General features: G+C 37.4%; 11 protein-coding genes and 4 pseudogenes. 4 read left to right on the forward strand and 11 right to left on the reverse strand.

All coding sequences use genetic code 11. The features are described from left to right. Positions 1–118, forward strand: a pseudogene (locus FE394_RS13325) (hypothetical protein); the annotation flags it as partial. A gap of 77 nt (positions 119–195) precedes the next feature. Here FE394_RS13325 and bamE read toward each other — a convergent pair. From bamE to FE394_RS13365, 8 genes are all read right to left on the reverse strand, one after another. Then, on the reverse strand, positions 196–498 hold the full coding sequence (gene bamE / locus FE394_RS13330; RefSeq protein ID WP_319926923.1) for an outer membrane protein assembly factor BamE domain-containing protein: 303 nt from the start codon (positions 496–498) through the stop codon (positions 196–198). A 101-nt stretch (positions 499–599) separates the two neighbouring features. Continuing rightward, the gene (locus tag FE394_RS13335) at positions 600–1,268 is read right to left on the reverse strand and encodes a hypothetical protein (RefSeq protein WP_319926863.1); all 669 of its coding nucleotides are present in this window, start codon (positions 1,266–1,268) and stop codon (positions 600–602) included. Between the two features lie 310 nt (positions 1,269–1,578). Then, positions 1,579–2,811, reverse strand: coding sequence for a relaxase/mobilization nuclease domain-containing protein (locus FE394_RS13340; protein ID WP_319926864.1), 1,233 nt, complete (start codon positions 2,809–2,811; stop codon positions 1,579–1,581). Beyond that, positions 2,780–3,217 (reverse strand): hypothetical protein, encoded by a 438-nt coding sequence (locus FE394_RS13345; protein ID WP_319926865.1) that lies wholly within the window; start codon positions 3,215–3,217, stop codon positions 2,780–2,782. The genes FE394_RS13340 and FE394_RS13345 overlap by 32 nt, the downstream gene beginning before the upstream one ends. A gap of 171 nt (positions 3,218–3,388) precedes the next feature. Then, the gene (locus tag FE394_RS13350) at positions 3,389–4,093 is read right to left on the reverse strand and encodes a hypothetical protein (RefSeq protein WP_319926866.1); all 705 of its coding nucleotides are present in this window, start codon (positions 4,091–4,093) and stop codon (positions 3,389–3,391) included. Positions 4,094–4,164: 71 nt separating this feature from the next. Next, positions 4,165–4,767 (reverse strand): hypothetical protein, encoded by a 603-nt coding sequence (locus FE394_RS13355; protein ID WP_319926867.1) that lies wholly within the window; start codon positions 4,765–4,767, stop codon positions 4,165–4,167. A gap of 145 nt (positions 4,768–4,912) precedes the next feature. Further along, complete coding sequence (locus FE394_RS13360) at positions 4,913–7,249, reverse strand: DEAD/DEAH box helicase family protein (RefSeq protein ID WP_319926868.1); 2,337 nt, start codon at positions 7,247–7,249, stop codon at positions 4,913–4,915. Between the two features lie 5 nt (positions 7,250–7,254). Continuing rightward, positions 7,255–9,204 carry a site-specific DNA-methyltransferase gene (locus FE394_RS13365; RefSeq protein ID WP_319926869.1) on the reverse strand — a complete coding sequence of 650 codons (1,950 nt, stop codon included), beginning with the start codon at positions 9,202–9,204 and terminating at the stop codon, positions 7,255–7,257. Positions 9,205–9,778: 574 nt separating this feature from the next. On the opposite strand from FE394_RS13365, the pseudogene FE394_RS13370 reads away from it, so the two are divergent. Further along, a pseudogene (locus FE394_RS13370) lies at positions 9,779–10,002 on the forward strand (integrase arm-type DNA-binding domain-containing protein); the annotation flags it as partial. A 28-nt stretch (positions 10,003–10,030) separates the two neighbouring features. Here the strand turns inward: FE394_RS13370 and FE394_RS13375 are convergent. Beyond that, positions 10,031–10,114, reverse strand: a pseudogene (locus FE394_RS13375) (IS1 family transposase); the annotation flags it as partial. Between the two features lie 6 nt (positions 10,115–10,120). On the opposite strand from FE394_RS13375, the gene FE394_RS13380 reads away from it, so the two are divergent. Then, entirely contained in the window at positions 10,121–10,273 is a 153-nt protein-coding gene (locus FE394_RS13380; RefSeq protein ID WP_319926870.1) for a hypothetical protein, read from the forward strand. 502 nt (positions 10,274–10,775) lie between these two features. Then, a pseudogene (locus FE394_RS13385) lies at positions 10,776–12,055 on the forward strand (dicarboxylate/amino acid:cation symporter). 27 nt (positions 12,056–12,082) lie between these two features. Here FE394_RS13385 and FE394_RS13390 read toward each other — a convergent pair. Next, positions 12,083–12,250, reverse strand: a complete 168-nt coding sequence (locus FE394_RS13390) for a hypothetical protein (RefSeq protein ID WP_319926871.1) — start codon at positions 12,248–12,250, stop codon at positions 12,083–12,085. Then, positions 12,238–13,128, reverse strand: coding sequence for a LysR substrate-binding domain-containing protein (locus FE394_RS13395; protein WP_319926872.1), 891 nt, complete (start codon positions 13,126–13,128; stop codon positions 12,238–12,240). The genes FE394_RS13390 and FE394_RS13395 overlap by 13 nt, the downstream gene beginning before the upstream one ends. Positions 13,129–13,132: the final 4 nt, after the last annotated feature.

Genomic DNA, 13,132 nt, shown 5'->3' on the forward strand with positions numbered 1-13,132 from the left:
GCCAGAGCCAGAGCCAGAGCCAATAAAATCCTCTTTAAAGGAAAATACTGAGACTGTAGAAATGAAGAGTAAAGTTTGGGGGAGGCTAAAAAAGATAATCACTATCTTTAAAAAGTGATTTATGTTTTCTGTAAAAAAGCCCGTAGGTTTCAACTGCGGGCTAAATTTTCCCTTGATGCTGGTTTTATCTTTTATCTAAAAAATGCCAGTCTTCACGTTGCTTGCTCCAGCATTAAAGATGTATGTGCTGACTTTTTCGCCTTTGAAAGAAACTGTCAGAGATTTAGTTTGTGAGTCTGCGCCGCCTGCAAGCAGTCCCACAACGGGGATGAAAGAGGTTGCTTTGGACTGGCTGTTATACATAGTGTATGACCATTGCTCTTCACCATCGATCAAAGAACGGCTGTCAGGTTCACCGAACGATGCTAACACGTCCTGTTTTGTAGTTTTGCCTTTAAAAATTTTGGTTTTCACACTTTCCTGCGTCTCATTTTTCAATGACTGGTTGCCTACTGAAGAACAACCTGCCAAGGCCAGAAAAACGAATCCTACGATGATGATTTTTTTCATACAACACTTTCCTTTTTTATTTTTAAATTTTAGCGCCTTACTAACTCAATAAGATTTCTAAGTTCATTTTCAAATTTTTGGCTTCTTCTTTTCATCAAATTGATACAAATAAAACTTCCAACTCTTGAGAAAAGATATGTAAACCACATGTATTTGTGGTCGCTCCAAATGTAGCCGTCTTTAAATCCCCAGGGTAGTATGAAAAATGACATAAGTGCAGCAGCACAAAATAAAATAAAAATAACGGTGAGCATCTTTGGAACAGGCATTGCTCTGTAATACGATGCTGTGGAGGCAGTATGAAATAGCATTGTCAGAAAAGCGGGGATAATAATGGTTTTCCTTTTTAAGTTTACCTCGTGTTCACCCGTTTTCTTATTAACGATAAGCGCATCTTTATATGCATCATACGAACCATCCTCACTATATTGGCGAAGTTCGTATTTATGGATAGTATGCGAACTTCTGAAAGGGATACCATAGTCAGAAATCTGCTTCTCATCCCCTGTGTTGGTTTTTACCCAGATATGACCATTGCCTGGATCGGAGTCGATGACAGTGGCAGAGAAAGTCTCAATAAATGTGAAAGTTTCACCAAACAGCACAAAATTGGGTGTCGTGATTTCCGTTTGCCGAGGATCATCAGAAAGACCAGCTTCAGCTTCTTTCTTCCTGCTTTTCGTAGCGGAGATGCTCATACAAGTTCCTTAGTGTTCAAGATGAAGTCATATTCGGTGATGTATGAAACCGTCCAGGCTTACAGTTGAGATGGTAGTTGCCATTTCAAACCCTGCGTTTGAGCTAATGAATAAGTAAATAGACTAGTTAAATCATATCGTTAGATGATTTCATGTAAATTGACATTTTGACTTAGTTCGTAAGAAACGCAAATCACTTGTACCGATCGATCATGAATTAATGATAGGTGTTGGCTATCAACAACTGTTTATCGATCGGTATAAACGATCGATATATTGGGCTATATTTATCAAAATAGGCTTGCCAGCCTTACATTGAAAGCGATGCTCTTCTGGATTGAGGTGCTGATTCGATGAGATTTTTTTGGGGGAGAGGCATAATCTCTACCACTCTCACGCCAGTGATGGTTTTGTGTTTTCGAGGGCGTTTAAGGGTTGGGATTTTGAGGTTTTTCAACATACGATAAATTAAATCGAGGTAGGGGATGTATTCCAACCACCTGAACGCTGAAACTGCATAGCTTCGGTCGTGGGCTTCTTTTAACGCTTCATTAGCACCAGCTTCTAAGTGAAACTGCTTTACAGAAGCGTTAGTGTATTCGTCCTGACCAGCACGGTTATCATGGATAAGCGCTGCTATGGGGCTGTTAGCTTCTGTTGTTGTGATTTCAGGAGCATCTGTAGTTATGAACATACAAGGCGCTTCAATAACAGATTTTTTCAGTGAGAAAAGGAAACCATTATCTCGTTCCGGCTGGTAATCGAGTTTGCCCTGTAAAGCTGACCAAGAATATGCTTTGCCAAGCTGAGATGCCTTGAAAGAAATTCCGCTGTATTCGAATGAGAAGCCGTTCATTTTCCCTGTTGAAGCAATATTTGGGATGGCCTTGATCCTTTGAGCAAGAAGCTGTTGCACGAAGCCGATAATAGATTGCCTGCTGCCAAGCAGTCCATTAAGGGCGTTTTGGATGATTGCTTTTGGGCATAGCTCACCAGTTCTTTTTTCTATCATCATCTCATTACGGGATTTTTTGAGCTTTGGTTTAGGTGAGGGCGCTGCTGGAGATGCTTTCGGTCCTTTGGTTCTGGTTAACTGGTAGTCTTTTTCAAGTTCTTGGATGATACGTGTGCTGATAAGATTCTCATTCTTCCCAAGGTAGAGCTTTCCGGCATCAAGAGACGCTCTGCTAGCGATGATATGGATGTGCTGGCCATCTTCGTCGTCATGTAGGACGTAGCATCTGAGATGCGTTTCAGAGAACCCCATTCTTGCCATGTAGTCATCTGCGATGTAGGACCATTGCACAGGCGTTAGTGATTCACCTTTAGGTAAGCGAAGCGAGTTGTGCCAAACGGGTTTAGCCACATCAGGGCGAAGTGTTTTTGTAGCACCAAACTCATCTATTAGCTCTTTAGCGAGGCTCCCCATCATATTGCCACCTATGACAACTGGATCAACTTTGTGATGAGAAGCAGGTTGTAATGCATAAAGCACTACGCCAGCGAAGTTTTTACCTCGCTTTATCTTCTGCATTCCCTTCATTGGAGGCTCCCCACAGGTTAGCGGTAATTAAATGCAAGCGAAGCTCTGAGACCTGACGCTTCACTACGAAGAGTTCTGTCTTCGTGAGAGAGCTTCCTTGGCTTTTGCTATCCAGATGAGCGACGACCTTGTTCAGCTTCTGTGAAATCTCACCAAGGCTTTTCCAGGCTTCAATATTGATAGTTGGAACGACAGCAGGAAGTTTATTAATTAAAGATAAGCGAAGCCACTCGCCTTTACGATGACGGCCACGTCTCTCATTGAGAAGCGTTAGCTCTTCATCATTTAATCTGACACTGACGCAATGAGAACGAAGCTGGCTGTGTGAGAGCTTCGCTTCGTTAACGCTTCCATTACGGGAATGCTTACTTACAACGATCTTATTAAAAGTATTATTTTTGACCATATGTACTCCTTTTTATATATTTAAATAAAAGCATAGTCCTTATGCTTAATTTATTTATATGATAGAGGGGAATAATGTCAATGCAGTGTGTTGATTTTGCTTTTAATTTTTTTCAACCGAAGGGCGAAAAAACAAGGGAAACTCGAAGAAGCAGCGTAGCGCTTCGATGAGTTAGCCCTTGCTTATCTCTTTCTCTAATTGATGAAGTGTGTATAAATTACATATCTTATTTTCATCAGAGTAGAATGTAAACTTTGTATCTGGTGAGGCTTCTGTTTTTTTCAATAAATCAAGAGTTTTTTTAAATGGCACTGGATTTGAAAGAGGATCAAAATTGATATGAGCTTTCCTGGAAAGGAAAAACTTAATTTCCTTTTCATAAAGTAGTCTTAAGCAATTATGTGTGTTTTTGAACACTTGGAAAATTTCTATATTTGTTTTTTCGCTGGGTTTTAGGTGTGGTGAAAATATATCTGGTATCGTGTGAAACAACTCATGAGATAAAAAACAATGATTTTTGATATCAGTCAAATTTTTATTTATATCGAACTTCAACATCAACTCAACATTTTCAGGCTCATTAACATAAAACAAAAGGTTTTTCCCCTCGTTATCCACATGATTAATATTAGCCCCAAAAAGTATAAGCAATCTAAATTGAATTTTATTCTTACAATAGAAAATAGGAGTTTTACCAAAGTTATCAATGCTATTGATATTGAATCCGTTTTTTGTTAATGATTCTAAATCATTCATATTCCAAGTGTAATCTTTAAAAATAAGATTTTGTCCTTTTTCATTTTTATTACTTGGGTTGCTATATTGTCTAATCAACTCTGAGAAAACGGATTGTATTGAATCGTAATGTTCGGCCACTATTGAAATCTCCTTTTTTATAAATTAATAAAATAAAAAAAGGAGAAGTCAATAGTAATTATAAATAAAAATCATGAACCTGATTTAGGTGGTTTTATCGATTCTATTAATTCATTATCTATTTCATTTTTTTGAAATAAAAATGGGAAGTAATTAGCAAGGTCATTTTCTTCAAATTTATCAGAAAGAGCATTTTTCAAAGTCTCAACCATACTACCATTTGTATATTTTTCTTCAATCAATGTGGAAAGAAATCGCTTGTGCAAGGTATTGATATCTTCACTATTGAAGACCAGTTTAAAATTTTTTTCATTTAGTAAAGTAAGTATAGTAGAGAATAATTTATGCTTTTCAGTAAATAGGAATTCTTTTTCCTTATTTATTTCTATGTAGTGCAGAGAGGTGGTTATTCCCTCAATATATACTATTTCGTCAAGTTTTTTATTATTTCGCTTTTTAATTTCATCTGAAACTTGTGCTATCTGTCTTTTAAGTTTAAAATGTGAGCTGTTTTCATAGATTTCTTCTAAATACCTTAAATAGATATTTATCAAACCATATGCTAAATCGATATTATTGAAATAACCAAGGCAAGTATTAAATGAATCAAAAACTAAATAATGGTTATGATTTTTTTCATCTGTTTCTTCAAAAATGTTGAATGTATATTCCATTTTTTTCCTCAGCGTAATTATTAAAAAAATGATAAAGCTATGTGTTCATAATTTTAAATACACGGCATAACAAAACTTTAGATTTTTGAAAAAAAAGTGTTAGATGAGCCACCTAAATTTGTCATCTAACACACATTTAATTTCACTATAAAACAAGCAAATCTTTAGCTAGTTCTTTTGACGTCGGGTATGATTTAGCTCTGATCGATGAGTTCTTTTTATAAATTAAAGTACAACCATTTTTACTCTGAAGTTGGGGACGATTATTGATACCAAGTATATATTCGCCTTCTAATACAAATCCAACCTTTAATCTCAATCTTTTATCATGTATATCCGATACAGCCATGAGCTTTAGAAAAATCGCATCATTAATTAAATGTGAACCTTTTGGATCTAAAGCCCACACTTGGTTTTTAGCCCATAATAAAAAATCAGGAAAGAAATTAGAAGTCCCTTGACCAATTTCAGGGATAGGAATGTTATAACCTGTTTTTGATGGATTTCTGCACCAATCAACTCCTAATGAATCAATTGATTCTGCAATTTCTAACTCAAATTTATTTAGGCCATTATATTCAGAATGCAAGGCATTTTTAAAGGCATTAACTTTGTATCTGTTTCTTTTATTTAAGTCTTCATATTGATAGTCTGGTGAAACTAAATTAAATGACTTTACCGCATATATGTCATCGTATTCATATTCGAGATGGAACTCATTATTAAGCAGACGAGTAATATTTGATAGATTATTATTGATTTGCAACATTGCATCTGAGCCAAATTGCATCCGCTGCTTCATCTTAGGATCATTTTTTACAAAAGGAGTAAAACATGTTCCTGATTTCCGGGCTATACGGTTATCATAAGTTCCTAATCTTGAGACTAAATATTCCCATACAGAAATATCAGCATTGTCATCCTTAGTTTCTTCTTTATTAAGATCCAAATCTTCACAACTGTTAACTAAATCTAAAACTCGTGTATGCATTTTTCCTTTTGAACGAAGGCTCTCATCAGAAAAAAGAGGCACATTTGAAAGTAGTATTTGGTCTAATATTTCAAGGTCTTCACCGAAAGTTTCTGCGACTTTAGAAACAAAAACTTCCTTTTTAACAGGTACTTCTCTCGAAATTTGTGGTCTCGGACTGTTACTTTCGATTGAGACTATTTCATAACCTGAATCACTTAGGTCATTTTGTGTAGTTTTTACAAGTTCTGAAAAATCTTTATCTGGAACATTAAAATAAAAGTATGCTGAATTTAAGTCTCCATCATCAAAAGGAGTAGCATTAGGTTGTCTCAAAAAACGACCAATTTTTTGTGAGATATCAGTAGTAGATTTACCTAACCCATCAAGATAAGCCACATACGCCCATGGTTCATCCCAACCTTCTCTTAATGATAAATTCCAGATGATATGTGAATAACCTTCATCATGTAAATCTTCAGGGCTTTTCTTAGCTTTATGAGTATCGACTAATAAGCTCCATGGTGCATTAGGATTAACATTGGCTAAATTGGAATTTACATTTGCTAAATGAACGGCAATTCTTTTTGGATCAACTTTTAACTGACTGACTAACGATTCCCAAACTTCTAAGCCTGCTAATGTTGAATTTACGATGCAACAAATTACAGGCCAAGTATTAAAGCTACTTAGTTTAGTGCTAAGTTCTTGCCATTTAGTATTAGCTTCGGTTAATGCATCTAATCGAGAAGTGTTACAATCGACAAGATAAAGACGGGTCTTTAATAGCCCTTCTTTAACAACTAATGGTGTCGAAACTACTACTGTTTGATTTTTTAATGATAAAGATTTTTCATCCACATTGTTTCCAGGCAAAAGATCAATGAGATCGCCCGACATTTCAGAGGAAGATGCTAAAATAAATGCACGAGGATTGAGTTCTTTCAATCTTGAGAACTGAGCTTTTGTACCACCATGAGCCTCATCGTAGACTACATAAAGTTGGCGATTTCTACCTTCTGGCCCCTTTCCTGAAAGAACATCCCAATGACTAATGCCATCTCTGTCTTTATGAACATTTAAAGCATCTCCATCCCTATTAAATAAAGCAACAGTAGCAAGGATAATTGTTAAGCCTTTTTTGGCACGACAAATATCGACCCAATCAGTTTCCGTAATCTCATTTAAATTCAGGATATTTACATCGTCAGGAAGTAAATTAGAGTATTTTCCTCCAACACTAAGATTATTTTTTGTTTGTGATATGACTGCTCCTCTGTTAGTTGTCCAAAGGATAATACCATCACCGATTTTGTTACATGCGAGTGAAAGTATCGGCGTTTTACCACTCCCCGTAATAGCTTTTAGCCTGCAAAGGAAGGGAAGCGACATACCGGTTTCGGGATCAAACCTCCTTTTGTAAGGAGGGTTAGGGTAAGTTGCAATCATCTCAGCAATTTCACTTGCTGCTTTAATTTGAAATGGTTTGAGTGTGTCTATTGTTAGTTTCAAAATGATTACTCTTCTTCCAGTAAATTTAATCTCGCCAGAATTGAATCAGGAATCTGCTGGAAGCGGTAAAGCTGATCATTCAACGGAGATACATTGGCTACAGCATAAATATAAACAGGTCTGTTCACATTCGCTTTCTTAGCCTCATCCATAATTACTGAACGGATTTCTCTTGTTAAGGGCTGATGTCCATTGGCTTTGCCTGCTTCCCAAACCAACGCAATTCCAAAGCCAAGTTTTGTCTTTCCAATTAGATATTTATAGCCATCCATGCGACAATCTAAACGGTTAGAATCATCTTCAACAACCTGTAAAATAATATCAGCTAAATTTTCTCTATTAGATTCCATGATGACTGTTTTGCTGACAGTCTTTTTAGCTTCATAGAAATTGAATCCTTCATTGATTTTGGGATGCTGAGATTTGTCAGCCCAATTATCGGAAAGGACTCTTCTAATTCGTTCAGCCGTTATATTATTCACATAGTGATCGCGGTTGATTTTTTTATTTGAAGGATCACCATTTTCTACTAAAATAAATTTTCTCTGACCATTATCCTCAGAGTTCATAGTCAAAACAGCATGACCAGTAGTTCCACTTCCTGCATAAGGATCGAAAATAATTGCATTGGGATCTCTCCAGGTAACAAGGTTGAAGAGTTCTGCCAGCATTTCATGATCTTTGGGATTATCGAATGAATTTTTTCCAAGAATATTTGTTACGGTTTCTACCGCTCTTTGACCCATTCTTCTAATCACCGAAGTTGCGACTTCTGATTCCATTTCATGTAAATAGGTTTTCATTCTCGGAATACCATTATGATCGCTTTTGAAAGCAATCTTATCGGCATCAATTAAAGCTTGCATTACCTCAGGATTAGCAATCCTCCAGCCAGATGCTGGGACTTTACATGGTTTATGTGTAATTGGGTGTACTACATCATATCGAGGACCACCACCGCCTGGCCAGTTTAGATTACCGTCGTCATTATACACGCCATTTTTGTCTACTTTTCGATAACGAATTTTCTTTGCAGGATGATCTTCTGGCAGATTTTTGAAAAAATCATTCATATATTTTTGGATTTTAGGAATATCATCCAAAAATATTTTTTTAGCATCAGAGTATGCTGTCAGTATATCTTCTGCACCTTCTTTGGGCTTTCTCCATTTTCCTTTGTATCTCTCCCATTTCTTGTTTTTAGCAAGTTCTTTCATTTTTGAATCGAGAGCAGATTTGTCGCGGGCCCAAACTAATAGATACTCATGACCTTCAGAAATATAATTTGCATCATTTTTCCTTGACCTTTCCCAAATAAGTGTGGCAATACGGTTTTTTTCACCATACATTTCTTCTAGAAGCATCCACAGTCTTGGTAATTCATGTTCATCGATAGATATTATGAGTACACCAGTATGCTTTAGTAATTTTCTTGCTGCCCAAAGGCGAGGAGCAATATGATTTATCCACTTAGTATGTCGGGATGGGTCATCAAGTGAAACACCCTTTTCAACTCTTCCAATAGCATCTTTTAATTTATCTACTTCAGCCTTTGAAAATCTATAATTGTCATTATAGATAAATGCATCACTTCCTGTGTTATATGGCGGGTCCATATATACCACATCGAATCCAGTGTTCGGTCCGCCACGGAATTCATTAATTAATGAGCGCATCACAGCTAAATTATCACCATCAATAATTCGATGATTTCCACCGATTTTTTCAGGATAGCTCTTTTTCGCATCGCTCTTTATCGTGACTGGTGTTACTGTTTCAGCTAAGAATTTGTTCCGACCCTGCCACATTAGAGTTGCATCATTAGCATACAAATCTGCGTCCGTAGAGAAAATAGCATGCATTTTTTTATCTTCATGCATCTCTTTAACCAGCTTAAGAAGTTCTTCTTTTGTTAGTTTCTCAAGTAGTGATTCTTCTGGAAGATTCTTTTGCATTTTAGTTCCAAGTGTATATATTACCTAATTTTATTATATCATAAATTTTATAGATTTGGAATTATCTTCTTAATATAGGGAATGTATTGGTTAATAGTTAACAAATATTTTTATGTGGCGTTTTTGTGGCTATTCTCAATAAAACTATTATGTTGGCCGAAAAAATTATTCATCATAGTTGTTTTCAAAGTAATTGGTCGTAAATTAATATTGTACATTTTTGATTGTCATTTATAATTTCTCAATAGATGTAAAGCTAAGAATACTGGTCTAATGTTTCTACATTGATTGTTCGATTATCACCAATCGGGGCTGATGGTATCAATGATGGTATCTTGTCCAATGTGGTAAATTTTAATTTCTTAAGATCATAAGGATAATTGCGATGTTCGAGTCCGGCCTTCGCACCATTCGTTAGTTTACTAACGTCTACCCAAGTCTACAAATTCCCTAAAAACACCACCAAATCAAGATATTTCGTTATCTTGAGGTCTATTGTCGTCCATTACAATCAGCATGTAATAAAGGGCATAATTAGGGGTACCTACACTTCGATTTTAAATATGCCCCCAAAATGAAACTAAATGCCCGACAAATCGAGACCGCAAAGCCAAACCCTATAAATTAGCCGATGGCGGTGGTTTATATCTGGAGATCATTTCTTGCGGATCTAAATACTGGCGAATGAAGTATTACCGCCCAACAGATAAAAAAGAAGATCGATTGACTTTTGGTGTGTATCCGGCGGTGTCCTTAGCTGATGCGCGGGCCAAGCGAGACGAAGCTAAGAAATTACTGGTTATGTATTAAATAGTTAGATTGAGCGTCAAAAATAGTGCTCACGCTCAATAAAAGTCCCTATCACCTTATCGTGCATCTCTTCATATTTTGAATAACCGAGGGTTTTTCTGAATCAATGGCTGAAAAGCTGATGAACGAGATGGGAAATATGGCCGAAAAGGTAATAAATCAAGTGGCGAATGAACTGCCACCTGATTTTCCCAGTTATATCAGTGATGCAATTTTTACTGGTCTGACTAAACAAGCACGCAGACTCTGTGCGGGATGAACCTTATTTCTTATAATTACAGTGAAATCAATATATAAAAACAATATGCGTCAAACAAATCACTATCAAATCAAAAAAGTAGGTTTGTATTTACTGTGATTAAGACATCGGCTGATAATACAGGTAAAGCGCGTGACTGAAATACTCATGCGCTAAATGGACCTATGTTACGTGTTTTTTAATTGACTCTTTTTTATTTCTTTCATGCAATTCTGAGATTTTTTCACTTGTGACAGGTTATTAATTACATATATTTACGGATTAAAAATACTTTTTTTACTTGAATAATATATTTAATTAAGAAATAAATTAACAGAATATTTTACACTTATTATTAATTATCTATATTCTTTATAATCCATAATTCAGAGAATTATTTTATCTCTCAATAGAGTGATGCATTTTATGCATACTGCATCTCTCATTTGCATTTCATCAAAAGTTAAAAAAATGTAAATATTTGACCAAATAAAAATAAGGAAACAAAAAATAAGAGGTCGTTATGAACAGGCAAAGACTCATGCAGCAAATCATCATCGCCATTCTACTTGGAATTATTACCGGCTGGGGATTCAATCATTATCTTGATACCAGCCAGACAAAAGAAGTTGCCTCCTATATCAATATCATCACCGATGTATTCCTGCGCCTGATCAAAATGATCATCGCGCCACTGGTATTCGCCACCATTGTCTCTGGGCTTATATCAATCGGTGGATCGTCCTCGGTAGGGCGTATTACCATCAAAGCGATGGTGTGGTTCATTATCGCGGGATTAGTTTCAATTGGCATTGGTATGCTGATGGCAAACCTGTTCCAACCCGGTGTCGGGCTTAATGTCGCCATTACTCAGCAGGAAGACGTGAATACCGGCCTCAACACCAGCGGATTCTCGCTGAAAAATTTTATCAGCCATATCTTCCCAAGCAGTTTTGCCTCTGCGATGGCGAATAACGAGATTTTGCAGATCCTGATTTTCTCCATATTCTTCGGCGCAGCGCTTTCCTATATCTGCCATAACAGCCAGAAAAAAAGTCCTATCGTGACCTTGATTGACGATCTGGGACGCATCATGTTCCGTATCACAGACTACGTGATGTCATTTGCGCCGATTGCCGTGTTTGCTGCCATCGCTTCCGCCGTTACAGTACAAGGTCTGGGTCTGCTTTATGATTACGGCAAACTCATTGGTCTCTTTTACCTCGGTCTATTTTTACTCTGGGCGATTCTGTCAGCCGTCGGATTCTGTTTCCTCGGCAAGGGAATGTTCTCACTGATGAAACTGATTCGGGAACCCGTGACACTAGCTTTTGCTACCGCAAGCAGCGAGTCAGCTTATCCAAAAACCATGAATGCGCTGGATCGCTTTGGCGTACCGAAAAAAATCTCCAGCTTTGTCTTACCTCTGGGTTACTCCTTTAACCTTGATGGTTCAATGATGTACCAATCCTTTGCGGTACTTTTTATTGCACAGGCTTACAACATTGACCTGAGTGTCACCGAACAAATCATGATTATGCTGACACTGATGATCACAAGCAAAGGCATGGCTGGCGTCGCGCGTGCTTCGGTTGTGGTTGTTGCAGCGACATTGCCCATGTTCAGCCTGCCAGAAGCGGGGATTTTGCTCATTCTCGCCATCGACCAATTCCTCGATATGGGACGCACCGCAACTAACGTAGTGGTAACAGTATTTCCACAGCCGTGATTGCTAAATTAGAGGAAAAGCAGGAAAGCGCTGAACAGAAATCGCAACAAAGCGAAATAGTTCAGGAGGCTTGAGTGTACTTGCTGTAGTCAGCTCAGTGATTACAGCAAGTTATCCCCTTCGTCGTTCAAGCTACAGCTTTGTTGGCTACGTTCGCTCACCCCGGTCATATAGTTAGCTATGTGATCGGGAATTCGTTCACTTGCCGTCGCGCTGTAACTCGAAATCCGTTGGGTATATAGATTGATAGGGCAGTCTATGCTGTCCACCGATTTCGTACATACTGCCAAAAGCGCTCTGAGGAAGGATTAAGACGGGAGTGAGTCCGATAAATGAAAACACCCATTTTTATTGAAGACTGTTTTGGTTCCAGTAAACATAATTTCCGATTCTTGAGTTCCTCACGGATTGAATAATCCGGCAGCCAGCCGACTCCATGACCGTCCAGCACCATACGTTTCAGCAGCTCGCTCATGGATGAAAGACAAAAATAAGTGAAATTATCCCTGACATTTTTCTCCAATAACTGATTTACCTGACGCCCCATATAGCTTTCATCGGTATATTTCATCAACGGCAAAGGCGCATCATCCAAATGATATAATGGCTTTCCATCAGAATTACAGCCAGAAACGAGATATAACCGGGCATCCAGAACCTTATGATGAAGGAACGGTGAAGTCATCAGTTCTTCATTAAAGAAAGCCAGAATAAAATCATTCTTGCCATTTTTAAGGTTATTAACCGCTTCATCAACATTAATGGATTCAATATTAAAGACCTTATCTTTTCTCTCTGAAAAATCAGCAATTAACTCAGGAAATAGAGAAATAGAAAGTGAATGCGCGGCAGCGATATTAATGCGATGTTTAGATATTGCACCGCCTTTTATTTTTCCGATTTGGTGTTCTATATCACCAAGAAGATTTCTGGCATAGACAATAAACCCTCTTCCCTGTAACGAAAGCTTTAACGGATTCGAGTTACGGTCAAATATCTCAAAGCCGACAGCATTCTCAAGCGCCTGAATCCGACGGCTAAAAGAAGACTGGGATATATTCCTCCGTTCTGCGGCAAGCGTAAAACTACGTAACTCCTCCAACATTACAGCATCATATAACCACTTCAGCTCAATATTATTAAGCATAGAT

The sequence above is a fragment of the Xenorhabdus littoralis genome, assembly GCF_033949345.1.
In the GTDB taxonomy this organism is placed as follows: Bacteria; Pseudomonadota; Gammaproteobacteria; order Enterobacterales; family Enterobacteriaceae; genus Xenorhabdus; species Xenorhabdus littoralis.

Excerpts from the sequence above, each read along its gene's own strand:
- FE394_RS13395 (WP_319926872.1), bottom strand. The coding sequence starts at position 13,128 with ATGCTTAATAATATTGAGCTGAAGTGGTTATATGATGCTGTAATGTTG.
- FE394_RS13335 (WP_319926863.1), bottom strand. The coding sequence starts at position 1,268 with ATGAGCATCTCCGCTACGAAAAGCAGGAAGAAAGAAGCTGAAGCTGGT.
- FE394_RS13355 (WP_319926867.1), bottom strand. The coding sequence starts at position 4,767 with ATGGAATATACATTCAACATTTTTGAAGAAACAGATGAAAAAAATCAT.
- FE394_RS13345 (WP_319926865.1), bottom strand. The coding sequence starts at position 3,217 with ATGGTCAAAAATAATACTTTTAATAAGATCGTTGTAAGTAAGCATTCC.
- FE394_RS13380 (WP_319926870.1), top strand. The coding sequence starts at position 10,121 with ATGGCTGAAAAGCTGATGAACGAGATGGGAAATATGGCCGAAAAGGTA.
- FE394_RS13340 (WP_319926864.1), bottom strand. The coding sequence starts at position 2,811 with ATGAAGGGAATGCAGAAGATAAAGCGAGGTAAAAACTTCGCTGGCGTA.
- FE394_RS13365 (WP_319926869.1), bottom strand. The coding sequence starts at position 9,204 with ATGCAAAAGAATCTTCCAGAAGAATCACTACTTGAGAAACTAACAAAA.